General features: G+C 63.3%; 24 protein-coding genes and 1 pseudogene. 16 read left to right on the top strand and 9 right to left on the bottom strand.

Features of this window, described 5'->3' with window-relative positions; genetic code table 11:
- The first annotated feature begins 1 nt into the window (after position 1).
- The 6 genes from lpdA (at position 2) to EDF71_RS14240 (ending at position 8,617) form a co-directional block, all read left to right on the top strand.
- Positions 2-1,429, top strand: a complete 1,428-nt coding sequence (gene lpdA / locus EDF71_RS14265) for a dihydrolipoyl dehydrogenase (RefSeq protein ID WP_021028484.1) — start codon at positions 2-4, stop codon at positions 1,427-1,429.
- Between the two features lie 111 nt (positions 1,430-1,540).
- Positions 1,541-2,644: a cell division protein ZapE gene (gene zapE, locus EDF71_RS14260; protein ID WP_116925572.1), complete on the top strand. Its 1,104-nt coding sequence runs from the start codon at positions 1,541-1,543 to the stop codon at positions 2,642-2,644.
- Between the two features lie 14 nt (positions 2,645-2,658).
- Positions 2,659-3,366, top strand: coding sequence for a hypothetical protein (locus EDF71_RS14255; protein WP_133857254.1), 708 nt, complete (start codon positions 2,659-2,661; stop codon positions 3,364-3,366).
- Between the two features lie 141 nt (positions 3,367-3,507).
- Positions 3,508-6,132 (top strand): alanine--tRNA ligase, encoded by a 2,625-nt coding sequence (gene alaS / locus EDF71_RS14250; RefSeq protein ID WP_133857253.1) that lies wholly within the window; start codon positions 3,508-3,510, stop codon positions 6,130-6,132.
- 195 nt (positions 6,133-6,327) lie between these two features.
- Positions 6,328-7,746: a TIGR00366 family protein gene (locus tag EDF71_RS14245; RefSeq protein WP_133857252.1), complete on the top strand. Its 1,419-nt coding sequence runs from the start codon at positions 6,328-6,330 to the stop codon at positions 7,744-7,746.
- 133 nt (positions 7,747-7,879) lie between these two features.
- Complete coding sequence (locus EDF71_RS14240; RefSeq protein ID WP_133857251.1) at positions 7,880-8,617, top strand: DUF3011 domain-containing protein; 738 nt, start codon at positions 7,880-7,882, stop codon at positions 8,615-8,617.
- Positions 8,618-8,641: 24 nt separating this feature from the next.
- On the opposite strand, the gene EDF71_RS14235 is transcribed toward EDF71_RS14240, so the two are convergent.
- A complete protein-coding gene (locus EDF71_RS14235) occupies positions 8,642-10,066 on the bottom strand; it encodes a glycerate kinase (RefSeq protein WP_133857250.1) in 1,425 nt (474 codons plus the stop codon).
- A 276-nt stretch (positions 10,067-10,342) separates the two neighbouring features.
- Between EDF71_RS14235 and rlmB the strand changes: the two genes are divergently transcribed.
- Positions 10,343-11,104, top strand: a complete 762-nt coding sequence (rlmB, locus tag EDF71_RS14230; protein WP_133857249.1) for a 23S rRNA (guanosine(2251)-2'-O)-methyltransferase RlmB — start codon at positions 10,343-10,345, stop codon at positions 11,102-11,104.
- 95 nt (positions 11,105-11,199) lie between these two features.
- On the opposite strand, the gene EDF71_RS14225 is transcribed toward rlmB, so the two are convergent.
- Complete coding sequence (locus EDF71_RS14225; RefSeq protein ID WP_133857248.1) at positions 11,200-11,850, bottom strand: PepSY domain-containing protein; 651 nt, start codon at positions 11,848-11,850, stop codon at positions 11,200-11,202.
- A 141-nt stretch (positions 11,851-11,991) separates the two neighbouring features.
- Here EDF71_RS14225 and EDF71_RS14220 point away from each other — a divergent pair, with 141 nt between their 5' ends.
- The 3 genes from EDF71_RS14220 to EDF71_RS14210 are packed head-to-tail and all read left to right on the top strand — an operon-like array spanning position 11,992 to position 14,876.
- Positions 11,992-12,732 carry a PepSY domain-containing protein gene (locus EDF71_RS14220; RefSeq protein ID WP_166656545.1) on the top strand — a complete coding sequence of 247 codons (741 nt, stop codon included), beginning with the start codon at positions 11,992-11,994 and terminating at the stop codon, positions 12,730-12,732.
- Between the two features lie 6 nt (positions 12,733-12,738).
- On the top strand, positions 12,739-13,404 hold the full coding sequence (locus EDF71_RS14215) for a response regulator transcription factor (RefSeq protein WP_133857246.1): 666 nt from the start codon (positions 12,739-12,741) through the stop codon (positions 13,402-13,404).
- A gap of 23 nt (positions 13,405-13,427) precedes the next feature.
- A complete protein-coding gene (locus EDF71_RS14210) occupies positions 13,428-14,876 on the top strand; it encodes a sensor histidine kinase (protein WP_133857245.1) in 1,449 nt (482 codons plus the stop codon).
- Positions 14,877-14,910: 34 nt separating this feature from the next.
- On the opposite strand, the gene EDF71_RS14205 is transcribed toward EDF71_RS14210, so the two are convergent.
- The 3 genes from EDF71_RS14205 to EDF71_RS14195 all read right to left on the bottom strand — a co-directional run bounded on the left by EDF71_RS14205 (position 14,911) and on the right by EDF71_RS14195 (position 16,319).
- Complete coding sequence (locus EDF71_RS14205; RefSeq protein ID WP_133857244.1) at positions 14,911-15,273, bottom strand: DUF1428 domain-containing protein; 363 nt, start codon at positions 15,271-15,273, stop codon at positions 14,911-14,913.
- Between the two features lie 68 nt (positions 15,274-15,341).
- Positions 15,342-15,809, bottom strand: a complete 468-nt coding sequence (locus tag EDF71_RS14200; protein WP_133857243.1) for an SRPBCC family protein — start codon at positions 15,807-15,809, stop codon at positions 15,342-15,344.
- A 51-nt stretch (positions 15,810-15,860) separates the two neighbouring features.
- Positions 15,861-16,319 carry a VOC family protein gene (locus EDF71_RS14195; RefSeq protein WP_133857242.1) on the bottom strand — a complete coding sequence of 153 codons (459 nt, stop codon included), beginning with the start codon at positions 16,317-16,319 and terminating at the stop codon, positions 15,861-15,863.
- A gap of 190 nt (positions 16,320-16,509) precedes the next feature.
- On the opposite strand from EDF71_RS14195, the gene EDF71_RS14190 reads away from it, so the two are divergent.
- Entirely contained in the window at positions 16,510-17,268 is a 759-nt protein-coding gene (locus EDF71_RS14190; RefSeq protein WP_243854313.1) for an NAD-dependent deacylase, read from the top strand.
- Positions 17,269-17,287: 19 nt separating this feature from the next.
- On the opposite strand, the gene EDF71_RS14185 is transcribed toward EDF71_RS14190, so the two are convergent.
- Positions 17,288-18,250, bottom strand: coding sequence for an aldo/keto reductase (locus EDF71_RS14185; RefSeq protein WP_133857240.1), 963 nt, complete (start codon positions 18,248-18,250; stop codon positions 17,288-17,290).
- Between the two features lie 194 nt (positions 18,251-18,444).
- Here EDF71_RS14185 and EDF71_RS14180 point away from each other — a divergent pair, with 194 nt between their 5' ends.
- Entirely contained in the window at positions 18,445-18,882 is a 438-nt protein-coding gene (locus EDF71_RS14180) for a universal stress protein (RefSeq protein WP_133857239.1), read from the top strand.
- A 159-nt stretch (positions 18,883-19,041) separates the two neighbouring features.
- Complete coding sequence (locus tag EDF71_RS14175) at positions 19,042-19,791, top strand: 2OG-Fe dioxygenase family protein (protein WP_133857238.1); 750 nt, start codon at positions 19,042-19,044, stop codon at positions 19,789-19,791.
- A gap of 94 nt (positions 19,792-19,885) precedes the next feature.
- Here EDF71_RS14175 and EDF71_RS14170 read toward each other — a convergent pair whose 3' ends face one another.
- Positions 19,886-20,872: a tripartite tricarboxylate transporter substrate binding protein gene (locus EDF71_RS14170; protein WP_133857237.1), complete on the bottom strand. Its 987-nt coding sequence runs from the start codon at positions 20,870-20,872 to the stop codon at positions 19,886-19,888.
- A 241-nt stretch (positions 20,873-21,113) separates the two neighbouring features.
- On the opposite strand from EDF71_RS14170, the gene EDF71_RS14165 reads away from it, so the two are divergent.
- Together EDF71_RS14165 and EDF71_RS14160 are read left to right on the top strand one after the other, a co-directional pair.
- A complete protein-coding gene (locus EDF71_RS14165; RefSeq protein WP_208301055.1) occupies positions 21,114-21,671 on the top strand; it encodes a peroxiredoxin in 558 nt (185 codons plus the stop codon).
- 93 nt (positions 21,672-21,764) lie between these two features.
- Positions 21,765-22,580 carry an ABC transporter permease gene (locus tag EDF71_RS14160; RefSeq protein ID WP_133857361.1) on the top strand — a complete coding sequence of 272 codons (816 nt, stop codon included), beginning with the start codon at positions 21,765-21,767 and terminating at the stop codon, positions 22,578-22,580.
- Between the two features lie 78 nt (positions 22,581-22,658).
- Here the strand turns inward: EDF71_RS14160 and EDF71_RS14155 are convergent, their stop codons facing one another.
- Both EDF71_RS14155 and EDF71_RS14150 read right to left on the bottom strand, forming a co-directional pair.
- Positions 22,659-22,910, bottom strand: a complete 252-nt coding sequence (locus EDF71_RS14155; RefSeq protein ID WP_133857235.1) for an immunity 22 family protein — start codon at positions 22,908-22,910, stop codon at positions 22,659-22,661.
- 41 nt (positions 22,911-22,951) lie between these two features.
- Positions 22,952-23,883: pseudogene (locus EDF71_RS14150) on the bottom strand (IS5 family transposase).
- 33 nt (positions 23,884-23,916) lie between these two features.
- Between EDF71_RS14150 and EDF71_RS14145 the strand changes: the two are divergent.
- On the top strand, positions 23,917-24,411 hold the full coding sequence (locus tag EDF71_RS14145; protein WP_133857233.1) for a PLxRFG domain-containing protein: 495 nt from the start codon (positions 23,917-23,919) through the stop codon (positions 24,409-24,411).
- Positions 24,412-24,559: the final 148 nt, after the last annotated feature.

Here is a 24,559-nt window from a genome sequence, read left to right as displayed (position 1 = left end):
CATGAGCAAGCAATTTGATGTCGTCGTGATCGGCGGCGGCCCCGGCGGCTACGTAGCGGCCATCCGTGCAGCCCAGCTGGGCATGCAAGTGGCATGTATCGACGAGTGGAAGAATGCAGCCGGCGGCCCAGCCCTGGGCGGCACCTGCACCAACGTGGGTTGCATTCCTTCGAAGGCGCTGCTGCAGTCGTCCGAGCATTTTGAGCACGCCAACCTGCACTTTGCCGACCACGGCATCTCGACCGGCAAGGTCGCCATGGATGTGGCCAAGATGATTTCCCGCAAGGATGGCATCGTCAAGCAGAACAACGACGGCATCCAGTACCTGTTCAAGAAGAACAAGGTTACTTTCTTCCACGGCCGTGGCTCCTTCGTCAAGGCCGCTGACGGCGGTTACGAAATCAAGGTCGCTGGCAAGGAAGAAGAATCCATCACCGGCAAGCAGATCATTGTGGCCACTGGCTCCAATGCCCGCGCACTGCCAGGCGTGCCTTTCGACGAAGACAAGATCCTGTCGAACGACGGCGCACTGCGCCTGGGCGCCGTGCCCAAGAAGCTGGCCCTGATCGGCGCTGGCGTGATCGGCCTGGAAATGGGCTCGGTCTGGCGCCGTCTGGGCACCGAAGTGACCGTCCTCGAAGGCATGGACAAGTTCCTGCCCGCTGTGGACGAGCAAATCGCCAAGGAAGCCAAGAAGTCCTTCGACAAGCAAGGTCTGAAGATCGAGCTGGGCGTGAAGGTGGGCGACATCAAGGCCGACAAGAAGGGCGTGCAGATCAGCTACACCAATGCTAAGGGCGAAGCCCAGCAGCTGGATGTGGACCGTCTGATCGTGTCCATCGGCCGCGTGGCCAACACCATCGGCCTGAACCCCGAAGCCGTGGGCCTGGCCCTGGACGAGCGTGGTGCCATCGTCGTGGACGAGAACTGCAAGACCAACCTGCCAGGCGTCTGGGCGGTGGGCGATGTGGTGCGCGGCCCAATGCTGGCCCACAAGGCTGAGGAAGAGGGCGTTGCCGTGGCCGAGCGTATTGCCGGCCAACACGGCCATGTGAACTTCGCCACCCTGCCATCGGTGATCTACACCAGCCCCGAAGTGGCTTGGGTGGGCCGCACCGAGCAGCAGCTCAAGGCCGACGGCGTGGCTTACAAGGCAGGTACCTTCCCGTTCCTGGCCAACGGCCGCGCACGTGCACTGGGTGACACCACCGGTATGGTCAAGTTCCTGGCCGATGCAACGACCGACGAAATCCTGGGCGTGCACATGGTCGGCCCGATGGTCTCGGAGCTGATCTCCGAAGCCGTGGTGGCCATGGAGTTCAAGGCATCGAGCGAAGACATCGCCCGTATCTGCCACGCCCACCCATCGCTGTCGGAATCGACCAAGGAAGCGGCTCTGGCCGTAGACAAGCGCACCCTGAACTTCTGATCCTGAAGTTTTAGGCGAAAATAGCCTCTGGTGCAGATCGGTTCTGCGCCAGAGGCTATGTCATTTAGAAGACCGTCAACAGGTTCTTAGCAACAAGAGATTGAGACACCCATGGGTACAGCGGTAAGAGATGCATACGAGGCCGAACTCAAGGCCAAGGGTTTTCAGAGTGATCCTGCACAGATGCGTGCAGTGGACGCCTTGCAGCGCTGTGCCGATGAGTGGGAGCAGTACAAGAACAAGCGCTCCAACCCGATCAAGAAGCTGATCAACCACCCCGACATCCCGCGCGGGGTGTACATGTATGGCGGGGTGGGGCGTGGCAAGAGCTTCATCATGGATTGCTTCTTCAATGCCGTGCCGCTGCGCCGCAAGGTGCGCCTGCATTTCCATGAGTTCATGCGCGAGGTGCAGCGCGAGCTGACCTTGCTCAAGGGCACGCAGGACCCGCTCGATGTGCTGGGCGCCAAGATCGCCAAGAAGTACAAGCTGATCTGCTTTGACGAGTTCCATGTGGCGGACATCACCGATGCGATGATCCTCTACCGCCTGCTGCTGGCCCTGTTCAACAACGGCGTGGGCTTTGTCACCACCTCCAACTTCACGCCCGACGGCCTCTACCCCGATGGCCTGCACCGCGACCGCATTCTGCCGGCCATTGACCTGCTCAATGCACGCATGGATGTAATCAATGTCGACAACGGCACCGACTACCGCCGCCGCGCCTTGGAGCTGGCCCAGCTCTACCATTGCCCGCTGGGCCCCGAGGCCGATGCGGCGATGGAGCAGACCTTTGGCCAACTGGCCGAGGTGCCTGACGAGAAGCCGGTGTTCAAGATCGAGTCGCGCGAGCTCAAGCCGCGCCGCCGCGCTGGCGGCGTGATCTGGTTTGATTTCCATGAGCTCTGCGTCAACCCGCGCTCGCAGAACGACTACCTGGAGCTGGCCACCCAGTTCCACACCGTGCTGCTGTCCAATGTGCCGCAGATGTTCGTCAACATGGCCTCGCCCGCCCGCCGCTTCACCTGGCTGGTCGATGTGCTCTATGACCGCCGGGTCAAGCTCATCATGTCGGCAGCGGTGCCGCCCGAGCAGCTCTACACCGAAGGGCCGCTGTCCCATGAGTTTCCGCGCACCGTCTCGCGCCTCAACGAGATGCAGTCGCAGGAGTATTTGTCGCTGGAGCGACGCGTGGTTGATACCGCGCTGACCTGAGAAGAGAGGGCCCTATGCCTCGTTTGAACACCCTGAGCTTGTTGCTGCTGCTGGCTGCCAGCGGTTTTGCCCATGCGGCATCCGACAAGCCTGCGAATGCCAAGGAGCGCACGCAGGCGCGTGCCCAGATCACGCTGGAGCGCAAGGACAGCGAAGCGCGCCTGGCCAACAACGAAAAGATCTGCTACCAGCACTTTGCGGTGACGGACTGCCTGCAGAAGGTACGCCGCCAGTACAACACCGAAGAGCGCGCACTGCGCCAGCGTGAGCTGGCCATCAACGCGCAGGAGCGCGAAGAGAAAACCGCCAACCAGCGCGCGTCTCGTGCATCCAAGCAGAACGATTTTGAGCGCAAGCACCCCACCTTGGATGGTGGCGCCTTGAACCAGCCCGATCTGGAGCAACGCCAGAAAGAGCATGACGAGCAGGCGGCCCAGCGCAGCAGCCACGCGCCCAAGCGCAATGCCGAAAGCATGGCCGAGCAGCAGCAACGCCGCGAGCAGGATGCCGCCCACCGCGCCAGCAGCCAGGCCGGCAAGCTCGACAGCAAGCAGCGCGCGCAGCAGCGCCAGAACGCAGAGCGGCCTGACAACATCAGTGCCGCCCAAGAGGAATACGACGCCAAGCAGGAGGCTGCCAGGCACAAGCAGGAAGCGCATGAAAAGCGCATGAAGGAGCTGGAAGGCAAGCGCAAGGCGGCGCCGCTGCCCGTGCCCCAGTAAACCGCCTGACTGCCCATCGCGCGTCAGGGCGCCTTGCACAGGCTGCCCAGGCGCTGTAGTTCAGCCCAAACCCTATAATGGAAGATTCGCGCCCGCACCGCTTCAGGGGAAGCCGGACAGGCGCCACCACCGCTTCACACCATGAGTACACCCACTTTTTCCGTCGCTGAGATCCGCAAGACCTTTCTGGACTTTTTCGCGTCCAAGGGGCACACCATTGTTCCGTCCAGCCCGCTGGTGCCGGGCAACGATCCCACGCTGATGTTCACCAACTCCGGCATGGTGCAGTTCAAGGATGTGTTCCTGGGCACCGACAAGCGCCCCTACACCCGGGCGACCAGCGTGCAGACCTGCCTGCGCGCCGGCGGCAAGCACAACGACCTGGAAAACGTGGGCTACACCGCGCGCCACCACACCTTCTTCGAAATGCTGGGCAACTGGTCCTTTGGCGATTACTTCAAGCGCGAATCGCTGAAGTGGGCCTGGGAGCTGCTGACCGAGGTCTACAAGCTGCCGGCTGAAAAGCTGTTGGCCACCGTCTACGAAGAGGACGACGAGGCCTACGACATCTGGACCAAGGAAATCGGTCTGCCCCCAGAGCGCGTGATCCGCATCGGCGACAACAAGGGTGGTCGCTACAAGAGCGACAACTTCTGGATGATGGCCGACACCGGCCCTTGCGGCCCTTGCTCCGAGATCTTCTACGACCACGGTCCGCACATTGCCGGCGGCCCTCCAGGCTCGCCCGATGAAGACGGTGACCGTTTCATCGAAATCTGGAACAACGTGTTCATGCAGTTCGACATGGCCGAAGACGGTTCGGTCAAGCCGCTGCCAGCGCCTTGCGTCGACACCGGCATGGGCCTGGAGCGCCTGGCTGCCATCTTGCAGCATGTGCACAGCAACTACGAGATCGACCTGTTCCAGGCGCTGATCAAGGCCGCTGCACGCGAGACCCATATCGACGATCTGGAAACCCCATCGCTGAAGGTCATCGCCGACCACATCCGCGCAACCGCCTTCCTGGTGGCCGATGGCGTGATCCCGTCGAACGAAGGCCGTGGCTATGTGCAGCGCCGCATCATCCGCCGCGCGATCCGCCACGGCTACAAGCTGGGCCAGAAGACCCCCTTCTTCCACAAGCTGGTCAAGGACCTGGTCGCCGTGATGGGCGATGCCTACCCCAAGATCCGCGAGCAGGAAGCGCGCATCACCGAGGTGCTCAAGGTCGAGGAAGAGCGCTTCTTCGAGACCCTGGCCAACGGCATGGACATCCTGGACAGCGCACTGGCCGGTGGCGCCAAGGTGCTGCCCGGTGATGTGGCCTTCAAGCTGCACGACACCTACGGCTTCCCGCTGGACCTGTCCAACGACGTGGCGCGCGAGCGCGGCCTGAGCGTGGATGAGGCAGGCTTCCATGCCGCGATGGAGCAGCAAAAGAGCCAGGCCCGCGCAGCGGGCAAGTTCAAGATGGACCGCGCACTGGAATACACCGGCGCGGCCAATGCCTTCACCGGCTACACGCAGCTGAGCGAGGCTGCCAAGGTCGTGGCGCTGTATGTCGATGGCAGCAGCGTCAACGCGATCGAAGCGGGCCAGACGGCCGTGGTGGTGTTGGACATCACCCCGTTCTACGCCGAATCGGGTGGCCAGGTGGGTGACCAGGGTGTGATCTCGGCAGGTGCCAACCGCTTTGTCGTGGAAGACACGCTGAAGATCAAGTCCGATGTGTTCGGCCACCATGGTCAGCTGGCTGCGGGCAGCCTCAAGGTGGGCGATGCGGTGCAAGCCGAGGTGGATACCGCCTTGCGCGCCGCCACCATGCGCAACCACTCGGTCACCCACATCATGCACAAGGCACTGCGTGAAGTGCTGGGCGACCACGTGCAGCAAAAGGGCAGCCTGGTCAACGCAGAACGTACGCGTTTTGACTTTGCACACAACAGCCCGGTGACCGATGCGCAAAAGCGCGAGATCGAAAAGCGCGTGAATGCCGAGATCCTGGCGAACACCGAAACCGGCGCGCGCGTGATGGACATCGAAAGCGCACAGAAGACCGGCGCGATGATGCTGTTTGGCGAAAAGTACGGCGAGACCGTGCGCGTGCTGGACATCGGCAGCAGCCGTGAACTCTGCGGCGGCACCCATGTGCAGCGCACCGGCGATATCGGCCTGTTCAAGGTCGTGGCCGAAGGCGGCGTGGCCGCTGGCGTGCGCCGTATCGAAGCGGTGACTGGCGAGAACGCGCTGGCCTATCTGCAGTCGCTGGAATCGACGGTGGACGAAGCCGCTTCGACCTTGAAGGCCCCGGTGGCCGAGCTGAACCACCGCATTGGTGGTGCGCTCGACCAGATCAAGGCGCTGGAGAAGGAACTCGCCCAGCTCAAGGGCAAGCTGGCTTCCAGCCAGGGCGATGAGCTGGCCGGGCAGGCCGTGGACGTCAAGGGCATCAAGGTGCTGGCTGCCATCCTGGATGGCGCCGATGCCAAGGCGCTGCGCGACACCATGGACAAGCTCAAGGACAAGCTGGGCACCGCTGCCATCGTGTTGGCGGCGGTAGACGGCGACAAGGTGCAACTGGCCGCTGGCGTGACCAAGGACAGCATTGGCAAGGTCAAGGCCGGTGAACTGGTGAACTTTGTCGCCCAGCAAGTGGGCGGCAAGGGCGGCGGCAAGCCCGACATGGCCATGGCTGGTGGCACCAACCCAGCGGGCCTGGCGCAAGCGCTGGCGGGCGTTCAGGCCTGGGTGGCCGAGCGGGTCTGACAGCGGTTTAAGCCGCTTCGCCATCCCCAACGAGCCTCCTGCCATGCAGGGGGCTTTTTTGCGTCCGCACGGCAGCCATCGCTTCGCCATTCTGACCATTTCGCATGGCGGTACGTAGTCGCACTTAACGAAATTGACCTGCCCGCATGAGAAGATCGCCGCGCTTTGAAATTAACGCGAGACAGAAAGGTGACTATGTCGGTGCAATTGGAAGAGAGCCGCTCGGCGCGGTTTGCGATGCGGTGTGCGGCTTGGGCCGAGAAGTGGTTCCCCGATTCCTGGGTGTTTGCCGTGGTGGGGATTGCGATTGTGGTGCTGGCCGCGCTGGCCATTGGTGTGCCGGTGCAAGAGACCAGCAAGGCCTTTGGCAAGGGCTTTTGGAGCTTGATCCCGTTCACGATGCAGATGGCCTTTGTGGTGATTGGCGGCTATGTGGTGGCCAGCTCCAAGCCCGCTTCGCGGCTGATTGAGGCGCTGGCCAAGGTGCCGGGCAATGGCCGCAGCGCGGTGGCCTGGGTGGCACTGATCTCGATGGTGGCCTCGCTACTCAACTGGGGCCTGAGCCTGGTGTTTGGCGGCCTGCTGGTCAAGGCGCTGGCCCGCCGTACCGATCTGAAGATGGACTACCGTGCCGCCGGTGCTGCGGCCTACCTGGGCCTGGGCGCCGTCTGGGCGCTGGGCATTTCTTCGTCGGCTGCGCAGCTGCAGGCCAACCCGGCCAGCCTGCCGCCGTCCATCCTGGCGATCACCGGTGTGATCCCATTCACCGAGACGATTTTTCTCTGGCAATCGGGCGTGATGCTGCTGGCCCTGGTGCTGATCTCGCTGCTGATTGCCTATGTGACGGCCCCTGGCGCTGCCAATGCCAAGGATGCGGCTGCCTGCCAGGTGGACATCAGCGCCGAAGCGCAGCCGGTGACCAAGCCGACACGCCCGGGCGAATGGCTGGAGCACAGCCCCATCCTGATCATCTTTCTGGTGCTGCTGGCGGTCGGCTGGATGGTGGAAGAGTTCTCCAGCAAGCCGGCCATCCAGGCGATCTCGGGCCTCAACACCTACAACCTGATTTTTCTGATGGTCGGTGCCTTGCTGCACTGGCGCCCGCGCAGCTTTCTGGATGCGGTGGCACGCGCTGTGCCCACTACCACCGGTGTGCTGATCCAGTTCCCGCTCTACGGCTCGATCGCCGCGATCATGACCGAGGTCAAGGGCGTGGATGGCCATACCATTGCGCACTACATCTCGACCTTCTTCACCCAGATCGCCACGCATGACACCTATGCGCTGCTGATGGGCGTGTACTCGGCGATCCTGGGCTTCTTCATCCCCTCGGGCGGCGGCAAGTGGATCATCGAGGCACCGTATGTGATGCAGGTGGCCAATGACCTGCAGTACCACCTGGGTTGGGCCGTGCAGATTTACAACGCCGCCGAGGCCTTGCCCAATCTGATCAACCCCTTCTACATGCTGCCGCTGTTGGGCGTGCTGGGTCTGAAGGCGCGCGACCTGATCGGCTTCACCTTTGTGCAGCTGCTGGTGCACATCCCGGTGGTGCTGTTCCTGCTGTGGTTCCTGGGCCAGACCCTGGCCTATATACCGCCGGTGATGCCCTGAGCATTGTGAGTTGGCAACCGGCCATGACCAAGGCGAGCTGCGGCTCGCCTTTTTTGCTGGCTTTGCTTACAAAACCGCTGGCGATTTCGGGTTAACCTTGGCCCCCATCGAAGACGACAACGAGGAGAGAGCAATGGCAAAAACAACATGGAGCGGCGCTGCCTTAGGCGCACTGGCACTGGCTTTGGTAGCCATCGCCCCTGCCGCGCAGGCCCAGTATGGGCGCGATGGCGAAGTGACCTGTGAGAGCCAGGACGGACGCACGCGCGAATGCCGCACGCCCTTCCGCGATCCGGTGGTGAGCGAGACCCTGTCGAGCGCATCCTGTGTGGAAGGCCGCAGCTGGGGCCACCGGGGTGGCGGTGTGGTCTGGGTGACCGACGGCTGCCGGGCCCGCTTTGCCGATAGCCGAGGCGGTGGCGGCGGTTGGGGTGGTGGCGGCGGTGGCAGCAACCAGCTGGTGCGCTGCGAAAGCAATGATGGCCGCATGCGTGAATGCGCGATTCCGCGCGGCGCCCGGGTCGAGGTCGCCCGCCAGCTGTCGGATGCGCGTTGCGACGAGGGTCGCAGCTGGGGCCAAGGTGGTGATTCGGTCTGGGTCAGCCGTGGCTGCCGTGCCGACTTTGCGATCAGCAGCGGCTATGGTGGTGGCCGGCCCAACCCGGGCTATGGCCAGGGCCGTGAGCTGACCTGCAGCAGCGATGACCGCCGCGACAACAGCTGCGACTGGAATGCGCGCTGGGGCCGCCCGGTGCTGCTGGAGCAACTGTCCAGCGACAGCTGCCGCGAAGGCTATACCTGGGGCTATGATGACCGTGCGCGCCGCATCTGGGTCACGCGCGGTTGCCGTGGCCGTTTTGGCAGCCGCTGATCTCGGCAAGCCACGACCAAGCGGTCAGCGAGAGCTGGCCGCTTTTTTCATGGGCGCATCCATCGGCTGCAGAATCAGCAGCGCCCGAAAATCATTCACATTGGTGTGGGTCGGCCCGGTCACCACCAGATCGCCCAGCGGGCCAAAAAAGCCATAGCTGTCATTGCGGTCCTGGTAGGCGGCGGGTTTGAGCTGCAGCGCAGCGGCCCGTGCCAGCGTGTCCGGTGTCACCACCGCGCCGGCATTGTCTTCCACCCCATCAATACCATCGGTGTCGGCAGCCAGCGCCCATATGCCGGGCACGGCCTGCAGTGCCTGGGCCAGGCCCAGGCAGAACTCACCCGCACGGCCGCCCCGGCCCCGCGCGACGCCTTCGGCCGGTTTGCGCACTGTCACCGTGGTCTCACCGCCAGACAGAATCACGCAGGGCCGGGCAAAAGGCTGGCCATGCAGGGCCACGGCACGGGCCAGCGCGGCATGCACCTTAGCCACTTCGCGGGACTCGCCCTCCATCTCGTCGCTGAGCACATGGCAGGCGATGCCGGCATCGCGCGCGGCAGCGGCCGCTGCCTGCAAGGACTGCTGCGGGGTGGCGATCAGTTGCACCTGGTGGTCGGCAAAGCGCGGGTCGCCGGGCTTGGGGGTTTCCAGTGCGCCACTGTGCAGCGCTGCACGCACGGGCTCGGGTATCGCAATCGCATAGCGCTCCAAAATCGCCAGCGCATCGGCGCAGCTGCTGGGGTCGGGCACCGTGGGGCCGCTGGCGATGATGGCCGGCGAATCACCGGGCACATCGCTGATCAGCAGGCTGACCACCTGCGCCGGGTGGCAGGCAGCGCCCAGGCGCCCGCCCTTGATGCGTGAGAGGTGCTTGCGCACGCAGTTCATCTCGCCAATGTGGGCGCCGCTCTCCAGCAGCTCGCGGTTGATGCGCTGTTTGTCGGCCAGGCTGAGGCCCTCGGCCGGCAGGGTCAGCAGCGCGGAGCCGCCGCCCGAGATCAGGCAGACCACCAGGTCATCGGCGCTCAGCCCCTCGGTCAAGGCCAGCATGCGCTCCGCCGCTTGCTGGCCGGCGGCATCGGGCACGGGGTGGGCGGCTTCCACCACCTCGATGCGCTGGGCCAGGCCCAGCGGGCGCGGCGGAATATGCCCATAGCGGGTGACGACCAGGCCCGATAGCGGCGCATCCAGGGGCCAGAGCTGCTCCATCGCCTGCGCCATTGCCGCGCCGGCCTTGCCCGCGCCAATCACCAGGGTGCGGCCCTTGGGCACCGCAGGCAAATGCTTGCGCAGGCCCTCCAACGGCAGCGCATCGCGCACGGCGACCCGGTACAGGTGTTGCAGGAACTGCAAGGGCTGCAAATGGGGCTCGGGCAAGGGCTGGGCATCAGCGCTGCCATGCACATCGATCAGGTGGGCTGCAAAGGCAGCGGAGGGGCTAGAGGTCATGGGCTGGGAGCATGGCAGAGTGAGCCGTTTTGCGAAGGCGCGGCTGGTCGCCCTTGGGACCCTCTGTAAAACTCCCTGCCGTGGTCTGAACGCGGTCTCGGGCGATCCGCTGTGTTGTCTTCCTTGTCAATAGCTACGGCTATTGACTGCAAAAGACGCCTTGCGTCTCATCCCGATCCGCATCCATCCCGCTTGGCGAGGGTTTTGCAGAGGATCCCTTGCGGTGGATTGTCGCTGCGCCCCCGGGGTATGGGCAAGCAGCGATAATGCTGGCCTATGTCATCCCCCAAAGTGTTGTTCGGCTTCCATGCCGTTGGTGTGCGCATGAAGACTGCGCCCAAATCAATCATCGAAGTCTATTTCGAGACCACGCGCCGCGATGCGCGCATGCGCCAGTTTCTTGAGCGCGCCAAAGAAGCGGGCGTGCGCCTGATTGAAGCAGACGCGCCACGCATCGCCAAGCTGGCCGGCTCGCACGGCCACCAAGGCGTGGCTGCCCGCGTTGAAGAGATCAAGGACACCCGCACCCTGGATGAGCTGCTGGACGACCTGGAAGAAGCCGGCGTTACATCGCCGCTGCTGCTGGTGTTGGATGGCGTGACCGATCCGCACAACCTGGGTGCCTGCCTGCGCGTGGCCGACGGTGCCGGCGCCCATGCGGTGATTGCGCCCAAGGACCATGCCGTGGGCATCAACGCCACGGTGGCCAAGGTTGCCAGTGGCGCCGCCGAGACGGTGCCGTATTTCATGGTGACCAACCTGGCGCGTACCTTGAAGGAGCTCAAGGAGCGCAATGTCTGGATCATTGGCACCAGCGACGACGCCCCCAATACCTTGTACCAGGTGGACCTGAAGGGCCCCGTGGCCATGGTGCTGGGCGCCGAAGGTGATGGCATGCGCCAGCTGACCCGCAAGACCTGCGATGAGCTGATCGGCATCCCGATGATGGGGGCCGTGTCCAGCCTCAACGTGTCGGTGGCCAGCGGCGTTTGCCTGTATGAAGCGCTGCGCCAGCGCACGCCTGCCAAGGTCGGTTAACCACCCCTCCCCAGTGGCCAGCGTCCCAGGCGCTGCGCCATAGAAAAAAGGCTGAACCCCATCGGGCTCAGCCTTTTGCTTTTGCAGGGGGCGACTTAGTCCTCCAGCTTTTCACGCAGCACCACACCGGTTTCGGGGTGGATCTTCAGGTCCACGCGGAAGCCCTGGGCATTGATCGCATCGGCTTCCCAGATGCCGTCGTCGAGTTCCAGGTCATGGATATGGGTGTAGCCCGCCTGGGTCAGCAGCTGCTGGATTTGCGCTGCGCTCAGAATGGCGCTGCCCGCACCGGCGCCTGGGGTAGGGGCCGGCTGGCCGGGTTGGGACAGTACATCCAGGCTCACCGGGTGCAGCACCAGCTTTTGCTTGACGCCATTGGCGCCGCGCACCTTGGCTTCCCAGAAGCCGTCGTCAAACTCCACTTCCTTGATCTGGCCGTAACCCATGGCCTGCAGCTTGGCAGCGACCTGGCTGGCGCCGGGGTAGGTAGTGCCCAGCTCGGCCTTGCGAATGGCCAGCAGGCTGCCGTCGGCATCGTTCACCAGCACATAGGCGCGGTTGCCGTCTTGCTGGGTGGCCTTGGCGGTCCAGTAACCGTATTGCTTTTCCAGGTCTTGCGGGGCAACCAGGCCGCTGGCGGTAATGCTGTTGAGCACTTCCTGGGCGTTGTAGGCCTGGGCGGCAAAAGGCAGGCTGGCAGCGACGCTGGCGGCACCCAGGATCCATGCGATGGTGGTCTTCTTCATGGTTCAATCCCTTCAATGTTGTGGCATGCAAACCAGCAGGTGGCTGATTCGTCATGGACTGAAGTATTGAAAAACTGCTCTAAACGCCGTGTGAAGCGGCCGTTCATGGTCTGTTTAATCGCGCTTGTCATAATGCCTGCCATGGCGCAAATTCAACCCCGCTTTTCTTGCATCGCTGCCTGGTCGCTGGCCGGCAGCTTGCTGCTGGGCGGCGCCAGCCAGGCGGCCGAGCACGATGCCGTGCGTGCGGCGGTGGCCACCGGCCAGTACAAGCCCTTGTCGGCCATCCTGAGCGACATTGCGGCCAGCCAGGCCGGCCGTGTGGTGGATGTCGAAACCAAGCGCGGCCCCCAGGGCGAACTGCGCTACGAGATCAAGCTGGTGGACAACCAGGGCCTCAAGCAGGAGCTGCTGATCGACGCGGCCAGCGGCCAGACAGTGCAGCGCGTGGCCAAGGACCGATCACAGGCGCTGGGCATGCTGGAGCTGGCCCAGTACCTGGCCAAGCTGGCCCAGCAGCACAGCAGCCGCATCACCGATGTGGAGTTTGAGCGCGACAGCCAGGGCCGGGGCGTCTATGAAATCAAGCTCAGCGCGGACCAGCAAGGCTACCGCAAGCTGGTGATGGATGCCGCTACCGGCCAGGTGCTGCCATCGGCCCAGGCCAAGGCCCGCAACCCGGCGCCGCTCAAGCGGGTGGACGAGGTTCTGCAGGCGCTGGCGCCGCGTTTCTCCGGCCAGGTGCTGGAAGTGGAACTGGAGCATGACGAGCGCCAGGGCTCTTATTACGACATCGAGTTGCTGCAGGCCAATGGCAACACCTTGAAGCTCAAGGTGGATGCGCGCAGCCTGCAGGTGCTCAAGCAAAAAATGGAGGATTGAGCGCCAATGCGAATTCTGGTGGTCGAAGACGATGCCGAGCTGGCAGCGCAGATGGAGCAGGCGCTGGTGCGTGCCGGTTTTTCGGTCGATGTGGAGGCCGATGGCGATGCCGCATCCTTTGCGGGCAGCACCGAGCAATACGACGCGGCCGTGCTGGACCTGGGCCTGCCCCAGCGCGATGGGCTGACGGTATTGCGCGACTGGCGCGAGGCTGGCTGCCAATGGCCGGTACTGATATTGACCGCCCGCAACCGCTGGAGCGACAAGGTGGCCGGTTTTGGCGCAGGCGCCGACGACTACCTGACCAAGCCCTTCATGCTGGATGAAGTGGTGCTGCGCCTGCGGGCCATGCTGCGCCGCACCGCTGGCAGTGCTGCCACGGTGCTGCGCGCAGGCTGCCTCGAATACGATGTGACGGCCGGCCGCTTTTTGCAGGATGGCCAGGGTTTGCAGTTGACGGCCCAGGAGCACAAGATCCTGGCTTATCTGATGCACCACCCCAACCGGGTGCTGACGCGCACCGAGATCAGTGAGCATGTTTATGCCCGGGATCTGGACCCGGACTCCAACACCATCGATGTGCTGATCGGCCGTATACGGCGCAAGCTGCGCCAGTCCGATCTGCTGGTGACCGAGCGCGGCCAGGGCTTTCGCCTGAACGCGCCCAGCTAGCGTTGCTGTAGATACCCAGCGCCATGGTTTTGCCCCTCAGCCCTGCCTCCCAGCGCCTGCCTGCGCGGCGCTGGTCGCTGGCTGCGCGCATGGCCGTCCTGGTCATCGTGCCCAGCTTGTTGGTGATGGTGCTGGGCGGCTGGTGGCTGCGCTATGAGGTGCATGCCAGCCTGCTGGGCAGCATGTCGCGTACCTTGGAAGAAAAATCCGAGCGCATCAACGCGCGCCTGGCGCTGATGCCGGATGGCAAGGTGCAGGAGGCAGCCGGCGGCAGTGATGAGTTCAGTGCCATTTTCTCGGGCTGGTACTGGCAGCTGCAGGGCCAGGCGCCTGCACAATTGCGCACTGCTGCGGCGCCGCTGGTTCTGGCCCGCTCGCGATCGCTGTGGGACCAACCAGATCTGCTGGTGCACCGGGGCGGGCTCTGGGGCAGCGAGCAGCTGCAGACATCGCTGGGCCCGCAGCAGGAGCCGCTGATTGTGCAGCATTTTGCGGTGCAGCTGGCAGCCGGCGCCGCGCCTATGTACCTGCAGGTCTTTGGCCCGGCACAGCCCTTGCTCGCCAGCCTGCGCCGGATTGACCAGATCCTCTGGATTACCGGCGCCGTGCTGCTGTTGCTGATAGGCGCGCTGGTCTGGCTGCAGCTGCGCGTGGGCCTGGCGCCGCTCAAGCGCCTGGTCGATGTGATTGCCGGGCTGGGCAAGCCGCTGCCAGGCGCCGCGCCCGCCACCGAGCAGATTGCCCAGCTGCCGCTGGGCGCCGACCTGCAGCCCTTGCAGCAGGAGCTGGCGGCCTTGCTGGCGCGCAATACCCAGGTGGTGGAACGCTCACGCTCGCACGCGGCCGACCTGAACCATGCGCTGAAAAAACCGCTGTCGCTGCTGATGGCCCATGCCGGCAGCGGTGCGGCAGTGCCAGCAGATCTGGTGCTGCAACAGACCACGGCGATGGCGCGTTTGATTGACCGCTACCAGGCCCGCACCTTCAGCGATGCGACCCTGGTACATGGCGCAAGCGCCGGCCTGCCGATCGATGTGCGGGCCTGCGCACTGCAGATGCTGGCAATGCTGCGACAGCTGCACCAAGCCAGTGACCTGGACTGGCAGCTGGTGGAAGAGGGCAGCGCTTTGTGGTGGCGGGGCGAGCGCGCCGATCTGGAAGAGCTGCTGGGCAATTTGCTGGACAACGCCGGTAAATGGGCGGCCTCGCAGGTGCGCCTAACCTTGCAGGGCAGCGCGACCCAAGGCTTGGTGCTGCAGGTGGAGGACGATGGCCCGGGCATGACTGCCGCGCAAATGCAGGCGGCCGGCGCGCGGGGCCAGCGTTTTGACGAGACGGTTTCCGGCACGGGCCTGGGCCTGTCGATTGCCCAGCACATCGTGCAAGGCTACGACGGCCAGCTGCAGCTGCGCAAGAGTGAGGCTTTGCGAGGGCTTCTGGTGCGGGTCGAGATGGACGGGCTGTTGGGCTGATGGCGCCCAGCCCGGCTTGGGCTGGCCGGGGCTATCAGGTCCCCAGCTGCACGACCGGCGTAAAGCCGCCAAAGATCATGCGCTTGCCATCAAAAGGCATATTGGCCGGTTGCATGTCTGCCAGGCGCGGGTCGGCCATCACGGCGGCATTGATGCGGTCGCGCTCGGCCCGCGAGGTGTAGACGATCCAGGAGAAGCAGGCGACTTCGTCAGGCTTCAGCTTAACGGCCATCGGGAACGAGGTGACTTCGCCATCGGGCACATCGTCGCCCACACATTCCCAGTACTGCAGCGCGCCATGCTCCATCCAGACCTTGCCGGCCGCCTCGGCCATGGCGCGGTAGGCATCGAGGTTGGCGCGGGGCACTGGCAGTACAAATCCATCGACATAGGGCATGCTGGTCTCCTGGGCGCTCAGTGGCGCCGTTATATATGTGGCGCTATATGGCAGCGATCAAGCCGTGGCTACAGTGTGGCAGCCAAGGCCACCAGCTGGTCGGTGGCCAGGCCCCAACCGGTGTGGAAGCCCATGGCCTCGTGCTGCTTCCGGCTCTCTTCGCTCCAGTGCCGCACGGTGGCGGTGTAGCGGGTCTGGCCGCCATCGGGCTCAAAGTCGATGATGGCCGTCATGAAGGGTTTGGCACTGGGCACCCAGCCAGCGGTGTAGGCATCGGTAAAGACCAGCCTGCGGTCAGGTACCACCTCCAGGTACACGCCGGCATTGGGGTATTCATTGCCTTGCGGGTCGCACATGACGATCTGGCTGCCGCCGCCCACGCGCACATCGATGTCGGCGCTGGCAATCGTCCAGGGTTTGGGCACAAACCATTGGGTCAGCAGTGCAGGTTCGGTCCAGCAGCGGTAGAGGGTGGCGGCGGGGGCGTTGATCAGGCGGCTGAGCACCAGATCATGGAGATGGGGCTGTACGGACATGGTGGCTGGCTTGGTGCGTTTTGCGGGTATGGCAGCGGGATGAGGAGGAGCTTAGGCTGCGGGCTGGGTTTGGACGTTCACCATCCAGGGCGTCCCAAAACGGTCGGTCACCATGCCAAAGCCGGGCGACCAGAAGGTGGCGGAGAAGGGCATCGCAACCTGGCCACCATCGGCCAGAACCTTGAAGATGCGCTCGCCATCGGCTGCGGAATCGACACCGATGGAGACCCACATGCCCTGGGGTTTGACATAGCCGCCTCCACAGGTCTCGGCGCTCGCACCGGGCATGGCAGGCATGGTGTCCGAAGCCATGATGGCCTGGCTGCCCACTTGCAGGTGGGCATGCATCAGGCGGGATTGCGCCTCGGGCGGGAGCGGCGGCATGCCTTCGCTGGGCGGCATGTCGCTAAAGCGCATCTGGTGCTTGATCTGGCCGCCAAACAGCTTGGCGTAAAAGGCCATGGCTTCGGCGCAATGGCCGTCAAAGTTCAGATAGGGGATGAATTGCATCTGCGTCTCCTGGTCGTGGTTCAGCCATTCTGGGCTTGGCCCGTTGGTCATGTCCATCTCCAAATCGTGATGACCGTTTCTGAATGTAAACCTCCTGTGTGCTGCGATGCTGGACTGTGGCGGCTGTGCTCACAGCTTGCTTTATGCTGATCGCCTGCCTTTCCACGTTTTGTATATGTCTCTTGCCCCCTTGAATACCTCCGCAGCCCTGCCGCTTGCCGATACAGAAATTGCCAGCCTGCGACAGCGCTTGCAAAACGCGCGGCATGTGCTGGTGTTGACGGGGGCCGGCGCCAGTGCCGAATCGGGTGTGCCGACCTTCCGGGATGCGCAGACGGGCTACTGGGCCCAGTTCAGCCCGGAGGAGATGGCCAGCGAAGCGGGCTTTCTGGCCCATCCGCAGCGGGTCTGGGACTGGTACCAGTACCGCCGTGATCTCGTCCGCCAAGTGCAGCCCAATGCCGGCCATGTGGCGCTGGCCCAATGGCAGGCGCGCCATCCTGATCGGATGACCCTGGTCACCCAGAATGTCGATGGCCTGCACCAGCGTGCCGGCAGTGCGCCGGTGCTCTGCCTGCATGGCAATCTGATGGACAACCGCTGGCTGCTGCCGCCCAAAGCCTGTTGCGATGTCCGCTTTACCGAAGGCGATGCGCCGCCGCAGTGCCCTGGTTGTGGCAACTACCTGCGCCCTGGCGTGGTCTGGTTTGGGGAGGCGCTGCCGCTGGCCGAGCTGCAGCAGGCCCAGGATGCGGCCAAGGGCTGTGACCTGATGCTGGTGATTGGCACCTCAGGCCATGTCTACCCAGCGGCGGGCCTGGCCCATATTGCGGCCCGGGGCTGCGCCCATGTGGTGGTCATCAACCCCGAGCCGACCGAGTTGGACAGCGTGGCCGACAAGTGCTGGCGCCTGCCTTCGGCGCAGATTTTGCCGGCTTTGCTGGCCTAGGCTATCTGGCCTATGGGCTTCAAGCCTCGGCGCTGGCGGCGTTGAGCGTGGCCATCGCATCGGCATCCAGCTGCAACTGGCTGGCGCGGATCAACGACTGCAGCTGTTCCAAGTTGCTGGCGCTGGCGATCGGCGATGCAATGGCCGCCTGGCGCATCACCCAGGCGACGGCTACCTCGCCCATCGGTGCATCGATGCGGGCACTGACCTGTTCCAGCGCAGCCAGAATGCGCATGCCCCGGTCATTGAGGTAGAGCTGGGTGGTCTTGGCGCCGCGCGGGCTTTTGCTGGCGTCTTCAGCCTTGCGGTATTTGCCGGTCAGAAAGCCGGCGGCCAGGCTGTAGAAATTGATGACGCCCACGCCCTGCGCAACGCAGAGCGGTTGCAGTTCTTTCTCGAACACGGCACGGTCGTAGAGGTTGAAGAGTGGCTGCAGGCTTTCGTAGCGCGCCAGGCCATGCTGCTCGCTGGTCTGCAGCGCTTGGGCCAAACGCGCTGCGCTGTAGTTGCTGGCGCCCACGGCGCGCACCTTGCCTTCGGCGATCAGCTCGCCAAAGGTGCCCATCACATCGGCCAGCGGCACCTGCGCATCGTCGTCATGTGATTGGTAGAGATCGATGTAGTCGGTCTGCAGGCGCTGCAAGGAGGCATCAACCGCCTGGCGGATGTATTCCGGGCGCAGGCCGACCTTGCCATCGCCCATGTCCTTGCCGACCTTGGTGGCCAGCACCACTTGTGCGCGCTTGCCAGAGCTGCGCAGCCATTTGCCGATCACGCGCTCGGACTCACCTCCGCTGTGGCCGGGTGCCCAGCGCGAGTACACGTCAGCGGTATCGACAAAGTTCATGCCGGCATCCAGCCAGGCATCGAGTAGGCGAAAACTGGTGGCCTCGTCGGCCGTCCAGCCAAACACATTGCCGCCCAGGCACAGCGGCGAGACTTGCAGTGAGGATCGGCCAAGAGAACGCAGGGATGTTGTCATAGGTAGAGCGCGCGTTGGAGCCCAGCAGGGCGGAGAAAACATTATGCGGCGCGGGCTGGCGCTGTGCCATCGTTGATGCAGCGCAAACGGATCGCAATCGCCGCAAGCGCAGCAGTGCTGCTCGGCCGTGCCCGTTTGCCGGGCCATGCGTTTTAGAGTAAGTTATGCATGCAACAACAAAAAGGAGTGACACTATGTTCAAACATATTCTGGTTCCGGTCGATGGGTCTGCCACCTCCATGCTCGCCGTCAACAAGGCCGCCGGTCTTGCCAAGGCTTTTGGTAGCCAGGTCACTGCGGTATATGTGATCGATCCCTATCCCTTCACCGGCGTGGGTGCAGATTTTGCCTACGGCCAGGCGCAGTACCTGTCGGCCGCCACGGCCGATGCGCACACCGCGCTGGACGCCGTCAAATCCGCGATGGAACAGGCGGGCATCCCCGTTGACACCGTCATGGGCGAGGGCCACTCCGTGCACGACGGCGTGATGGAAGCCGTCAAGACCACCGGCGCCGACCTGATCGTCATGGGATCGCATGGCCGCAAGGGCCTGGAAAAGCTGGTACTGGGCAGCGTGACCCAACGCGTGCTTAGCGATAGCCAGATCCCTGTATTGGTCGTCCGCCAGTAAGCAGCCAACACGCCGCCCTAGCGCAGGGTTTGGCGCGGACAGTGTCTTCATTCCTAGGCGATGAGGCACCAGAGGGCAGCGCTGCGGCGCTGCCCAAACTTGTGTAGCACGCAATGCTTTTGTGACCGCCGTAAGCTCGCCCGCTTGACGGAGTTTTACATGCAGTCTTTTCCTCCTCCTTACTGTGATGCCGACCAAGTGGACGGCACCTTGCGTGCGTATGGCTATGCGGTACTCAGCCCCGCAGCGGTGGCCCAGTGGGCAGCCTGCCCAGCCGATGCGCTGGCGGCACTCAGCAGCCACTGGGAGGCCATGCCGCACGATGCCTATCTGAAAGACGGCGGCCGCTACCGCAAGCGCCGCCATTCCTGCTATGTCGTGCAGGACGACCAGGTGCTGCTGGTGCCCCACCGCGCCCACTGGCAACCGGTGGAATACAACGCCTTGCATGGCGGCATGCAGCGCTGGTTTGAGCCCGTGGCTGCCAGCACCCAGGCGCTGTCGGCCTGGAGCCAGATCATGCTGGCACTGGGGCACACAGCGCAGGCGCTTTTCCCCAGCGCCGAACATGCGCCCTGGTACACGGAGGCGCACCAGTTCCGTATCGACACTGCCGAAGGCATTGGCCGGCCAACCCCCGAAGGCGCGCACCGCGATGGCGTGGACCTGGTCGCAGTATTTTTGGTGGCGCGCGAAGGCATCAAAGGCGGAGAGACCCGCGTGTTCGATGCCCAGGGCCCGCAAGGCCTGCGCTTTACCTTGACCGAGCCCTGGTCGCTGATGCTGCTCGACGATGCCCGCATGATCCATGAGAGCACGCCGATCCAACCAGTGGGTGAGGAACCAGGTCACCGCGATACGCTGGTGGTGACCCTGCGCCGCGAGGCTTTCCAAGGCGACGGCGCCTGATCGCTGGCATCGCCGTTGATCGCCATTGGCCCCTTGGCCTGGCCACAAAAAAGGGCACCTGTTAGGTGCCCTTGTCGTATCCCAGCCCTGCGGCTTACTGGATGGTCGCGCCGGAGGCTTCGACGATGGCCTTGGAGTCCTGGAAGTCCTTGTGGAAGAACTTGTCAAAGTCAGACACGGACATGGCTTGGGGCTCGGCGCCTTGGGCCAGGATGGAGTCCTGAATTTCCTTCTGGCCCAGCAGCTTGTTGACCTCGGTGTTGAGCTTGCTGACGATGGGCGCGGGCAGGTTCTTGGGGCCAAACAGGCCGTACCAGGTGCTCACATCAAAGCCCTTCATGCCCAGCTCGGCGACAGTGGGCACATCGGGCAACGATGTGCTGCGCTTGGCCGAGGTGACGGCCAGCGGACGCAGCTTGCCAGCCTTGATCTGGCCAATGGCCGAGGGCACCGAGGAAACCAGCAGGTCGACATTGCCGGACAGGGTATCGAGCAGCGCGGGGTTGGAGCCCTTGTAAGGCACGTGGGTCAGCTTGACGCCAGCGGCCTTCTCAAACAACACGCCAGCAATGTGGATGCTGGTGCCGTTGCCAGGTGAGCCATAGGTGATCTTGCCGGGATCGGCCTTGGCGGCGGCGATCACATCGTTCAAGGTCTTGAACCTGCTGTTTTCCGAGGTGGCGATGATGACCGGCGAGTAGGCCACATGGGCAATCGGGGTCAGGTCCTTGGCGGGGTTCCAGGGCAGGCCCTTGTACAGGTAGTAGCCCAGCACCACGTTGTCCTTCTGGCCCATGACGATGTCGTATCCGGTTGGCTGGGCCTTGGCCACTTCGCTGATACCGATGGTGCCGCCCGCGCCGGCACGGTTGTCGGCGACCACGGTCCAGTGGTTTTGCTCGCTGAGCTTTTGTGCAATGATGCGCGCCAGAATGTCGGTGCCACCCCCTGGAGGGAAGGGCACGACCATGCGGACTGGCTTGCTGCCGGGGTAGTCTGCCCCCGCACCCTGTGCCATGGCACCCGAAGCTGCCCCCACCGTGAGTGCCACTGCGGCGCACTGCAGAATCTGTTTCATCATTTTGTTGTCTCCTTGAGAGTGACACCTTCGCATGGCTTTTGCAGAGTTGGCCAAGGAGGTAGTTGCATAAACGGTCAAAGGGGTGATGATGCATGCCATCACGCCAGGTGGCATATTCTAGGGGCTGTGGTGTGGAGCGATGTTGCGCAGACCTGTTGCAGCATGCAAAACATGACAAGCCGCTGACAGCCCCGGCGTGGGGCGTATGCAGATGACAACAGTGACAACAGAAGGATCGACTATGAAAGCAAAACTCGTGGGGGCTTTGGCCTCGGTGGTCATGGGCTGTGCGGCCTTGGTAAGCCTGCCCAGCCAGGCGGCGCTGGCTGTCGGCGCCCAGGCACCGCTCTTCAGCACCCAGTCGGCATTGGCGGGCAAGGTGCAGCGTTTTGACATGGCCGAGGCCTTGAAGCGCGGCCCCGTAGTCCTGTACTTCTTCCCCAAGGCCTTCAGCCAGGGCTGCACCATCGAGGCCCATGCCTTTGCCGAAGCCACGCCGACTTTTGCGGCCTCCGGTGCCCAGGTCGTTGGCATCTCGCATGACGACATCGCTACAATGCAGCGCTTCTCCAGCGAAGCCTGCCGCGACCAGTTCAGTGTGGCTTCCGACCCCGATGCCAAGGCCATCAAGGCCTATGACGCGAGCTCGGCCGCACGGCCCGGCACGGCATCACGCATTTCCTATGTGATCGCACCAGACGGCAAGGTGATCTATGCGCATGAGGGCAGCGATCCACTCGAACACGTGCAGCAGACCTTGAAAGCGGTGCAGGACTGGAAGGCACGCCAGAAGTCTTGAGCTGCACTGGCAGCGGGTGGCAGCAGCGCTCCGTCCTGCCCGCCATCCTGCTGAACACTCCCCATGCCGGCATCTATGGCCTATGATCGCCTGATGCTGGCAAGTCTGCTCCAACCCCAATGGCCCCACCGGACCTGGCGCACCGCGCGCCGCTGGGCGGTGGCCTGGTGGCGCATCTTTTATCTGGGTGCCGTTGTGCTGGTGATGCTGATGTCGCCCAGCAGCTACGGCCCGCAAACCCGCGCGCGGCTGATGCGCCGCATGTATGTCGACACGGCGCCCATCCTGCTGGGCTTTACCGGGCTGGCCGCCTTGCTGTGCCTGGTGGTGGCGCGCATCGTTTTTGTCACTGCCACCAGCTATGGCCTCTCGCGGGTGGCCGTCGAGATGGTCATCCGCGTGCTGGTGCTGGAGCTGATCCCGCTGACGGCCGCGCTGTTTGTGGCGATGCGCTGCTCCATCCCTGCAGGTGCCGCTCTTGCCAAGATGCGCGAGGACGGGCATTTTGAGCGTCTGCGCCACCATGGCTATGACCCTGTGCGCACGGAGATGCTGCCCCTGGTCGTTGCCAGCATGTATGCCTCCATCACCTTGGCCGCGCTGTCTTGCGTGGTGTCGCTGGTCATGGTCTACCTGAGTGTGTATGGCCTGAGCTGGGTCGGTTTTGAGCTGTACACGCGCATGTTTGCCAGCGTGTTCACCCCCATGGTGACCTGGTTGTTCGGCCTCAAGACCTTGTTGTTTGGCCTGGCCGTGGCGCTGATCCCCACGGCATCGGCGATGAACCGGCCCTACGGCATAGGCCGTAACGAGAGCCTGGGCCCCGCATCCGATCTGGGCGGTCTGGCGCGCATGTTTGCGGTGCTGGTGCTGATTGAGGTGGCGTCGCTGCTGGGGAACTACTACTAGTCTGTTCTTGGCTTCAGCGGGGCGGCGAAAGCAGAGTCCTTGTCCTGAACGGCTTATTGCTCGAATTGGAAGCCCGAACTAACGCGCAAACAGCCCCATGTAGTGCAGGCCGTTATAGCCCTTGTGTATGTCGGCGATCGACAGCAGCGGATCTGAGTAGATAAACATGGCATTGGCCGCTGTGATGTTGTGGCGTGAACAAGCTTCTAAAACTGCGGCGAATGCCGTGTCAGAAGTGAGAGCACCCAAACCCAGCAGATCATGCACAGCCATAGGTTTGCTTTTGTGGACGACCAAGAGCAGGTCTTCATCGTATAGGCGTTGTTGCATAAATCGGCCATAGGCTGAGACATCCCCAATCCCAAATAGATTTACGCAGCAGCGACCGTCTGGGGTGTGCCCAGAGCGGTAAATTGATTGAGGATTGAAGCTCGGATGTGGAGCTCGGTCACCTGGCGCTCAAACGTCCTGGCCATCACCTTCTCGCCCAGGCGCTTGAAGCAATTCATCTTGGTCTCCACCAAAGACCGTCGGTGGTAGCCGCTCCAGCGTTTCCAGATAGCCCGCCCCAACAGCCTACACGCCTTGACCGCTTCATTGCGGTGAGCAAATGCCAGCCCTTTGCGCAGCTTCGCTCCTTTACGTGGCGGGATGATTGGAATGGCTCCCCGCAGGTAGCACGCCTTATGTACATCCTGCGTGTCGTACGCCCCATCACAGGTAAAGCTAGCTATCTCTTCATTGCTTGGGATTTGGCCTAGCAGGTCAGCTGCCATTGGCGAGTCGCCCACTTCATTGGTTGTAACTGCGATGGCCCGAATCTGCAGCGTCTGGGCATCAATACCCAGATGCACCTTGCGCCACTGGCGGCGGCGCTCGGCGCCGTGCTTTTTGGTTTTCCACTCACCTTCGCCCAAGAACTTGATGCCCGTGGAATCGGCCAGCAGGTGTAAGCCTTTCTCGCTTGCTCGGTAGTGCACCTGCACATTCAAGCTGTTTTGCCTGCGACACACCGTGCTGCAGTCGGGCACTGGCCAAGGCAGGCCTGCCATACGCAATAGCGACTGCACCAGGCCCAGTGTCTGGCGCAAGGGCTGGCCAAACAGGCTCTTGATGGTCAGGCAAAACTGGATGGCCGCATCTGAGAACTTCTGGCAACGACCACGCCTACCCGTGGGCAGGGCTAGCCACTGCATGTCCCTATCCAGCCAGATGCTCAGGTCTCCTCGCGCCTTCAACGCTGCGTTGTACGCCTTCCAGTTTGTGGTGCGGTATTGCGCCGCCCCCAGTTCGTCTCACTCATCTCCTTAGCCTACGCTAGCTGAGGACGACATTTGTGCAACAACGCCGCGGCGCCATGCAAATGGCACCCAAGGCCGTGGCCAACCTGAAAAAAGGTGTCGATATGGGTGCATCCGGCACGTACAAAGACACGCGGGGCGGCAAGGTGTCTGATGTCACCCCGACCGAGGCCATCATGAAGGCAATCGGTTTCCAGCCCAGCTCGGTGGCCGACATTCAAGAGGGGAACTATCTGCGTCAGCAGGCAAAGAACTTCTACAACATGAAGTCACAGGAGATCCGGGCACTTTGGGCCAAGGGTATCGCCGAGAAGGACCAGGACATCATCGCCCGCGCCCGCGCGGCGCTCAAGGACTGGAACACCAAGAACCCCGATCAGCCGATGGTGGCGAATCTGCCTGCCATCATCAAGAAGGCCAAGGAGCTGCAGCGCGATAAGGCTGACAGAATCGCGGCCACCGCCCCCAAGGCGATGCGCACGCAGATGAAGCGGGAGATTCTGGAAGCCAAGGGGGAGCTACTGCACTGACACCCAAGGAGCGCGAGTCCATTTCAGCCCATGCCGACAACCTCCGGCATGGGTCTGAAAAGTTGTCGCAAATGGGACCACATTTCGCGATTGTTATAGGAAAAAGTGAAGATGACGTAAGTCAATTTTCAAAGGGATTAGGGCTGAT

The organism is Comamonas sp. JUb58 (genome assembly GCF_004364775.1).
Lineage (GTDB): Bacteria > Pseudomonadota > Gammaproteobacteria > Burkholderiales > Burkholderiaceae_C > Comamonas.
This window is presented reverse-complemented; position numbering and strand designations above follow the sequence as displayed.

Coding starts and splice junctions, on each gene's coding strand:
- EDF71_RS14160 (WP_133857361.1), top strand. CDS start 21,765: ATGCTGGCAAGTCTGCTCCAACCCCAATGGCCCCACCGGACCTGGCGC.
- EDF71_RS14200 (WP_133857243.1), bottom strand. CDS start 15,809: ATGTCCGTACAGCCCCATCTCCATGATCTGGTGCTCAGCCGCCTGATC.
- EDF71_RS14245 (WP_133857252.1), top strand. CDS start 6,328: ATGTCGGTGCAATTGGAAGAGAGCCGCTCGGCGCGGTTTGCGATGCGG.
- EDF71_RS14255 (WP_133857254.1), top strand. CDS start 2,659: ATGCCTCGTTTGAACACCCTGAGCTTGTTGCTGCTGCTGGCTGCCAGC.
- EDF71_RS14240 (WP_133857251.1), top strand. CDS start 7,880: ATGGCAAAAACAACATGGAGCGGCGCTGCCTTAGGCGCACTGGCACTG.
- EDF71_RS14185 (WP_133857240.1), bottom strand. CDS start 18,250: ATGACAACATCCCTGCGTTCTCTTGGCCGATCCTCACTGCAAGTCTCG.
- EDF71_RS14175 (WP_133857238.1), top strand. CDS start 19,042: ATGCAGTCTTTTCCTCCTCCTTACTGTGATGCCGACCAAGTGGACGGC.
- EDF71_RS14220 (WP_166656545.1), top strand. CDS start 11,992: ATGGCGCAAATTCAACCCCGCTTTTCTTGCATCGCTGCCTGGTCGCTG.
- rlmB (WP_133857249.1), top strand. CDS start 10,343: ATGTCATCCCCCAAAGTGTTGTTCGGCTTCCATGCCGTTGGTGTGCGC.
- zapE (WP_116925572.1), top strand. CDS start 1,541: ATGGGTACAGCGGTAAGAGATGCATACGAGGCCGAACTCAAGGCCAAG.
- EDF71_RS14155 (WP_133857235.1), bottom strand. CDS start 22,910: ATGCAACAACGCCTATACGATGAAGACCTGCTCTTGGTCGTCCACAAA.
- EDF71_RS14195 (WP_133857242.1), bottom strand. CDS start 16,319: ATGCAATTCATCCCCTATCTGAACTTTGACGGCCATTGCGCCGAAGCC.
- EDF71_RS14165 (WP_208301055.1), top strand. CDS start 21,114: ATGAAAGCAAAACTCGTGGGGGCTTTGGCCTCGGTGGTCATGGGCTGT.
- EDF71_RS14215 (WP_133857246.1), top strand. CDS start 12,739: ATGCGAATTCTGGTGGTCGAAGACGATGCCGAGCTGGCAGCGCAGATG.
- lpdA (WP_021028484.1), top strand. CDS start 2: ATGAGCAAGCAATTTGATGTCGTCGTGATCGGCGGCGGCCCCGGCGGC.
- alaS (WP_133857253.1), top strand. CDS start 3,508: ATGAGTACACCCACTTTTTCCGTCGCTGAGATCCGCAAGACCTTTCTG.
- EDF71_RS14205 (WP_133857244.1), bottom strand. CDS start 15,273: ATGCCCTATGTCGATGGATTTGTACTGCCAGTGCCCCGCGCCAACCTC.
- EDF71_RS14235 (WP_133857250.1), bottom strand. CDS start 10,066: ATGACCTCTAGCCCCTCCGCTGCCTTTGCAGCCCACCTGATCGATGTG.
- EDF71_RS14180 (WP_133857239.1), top strand. CDS start 18,445: ATGTTCAAACATATTCTGGTTCCGGTCGATGGGTCTGCCACCTCCATG.
- EDF71_RS14210 (WP_133857245.1), top strand. CDS start 13,428: ATGGTTTTGCCCCTCAGCCCTGCCTCCCAGCGCCTGCCTGCGCGGCGC.
- EDF71_RS14170 (WP_133857237.1), bottom strand. CDS start 20,872: ATGATGAAACAGATTCTGCAGTGCGCCGCAGTGGCACTCACGGTGGGG.
- EDF71_RS14225 (WP_133857248.1), bottom strand. CDS start 11,850: ATGAAGAAGACCACCATCGCATGGATCCTGGGTGCCGCCAGCGTCGCT.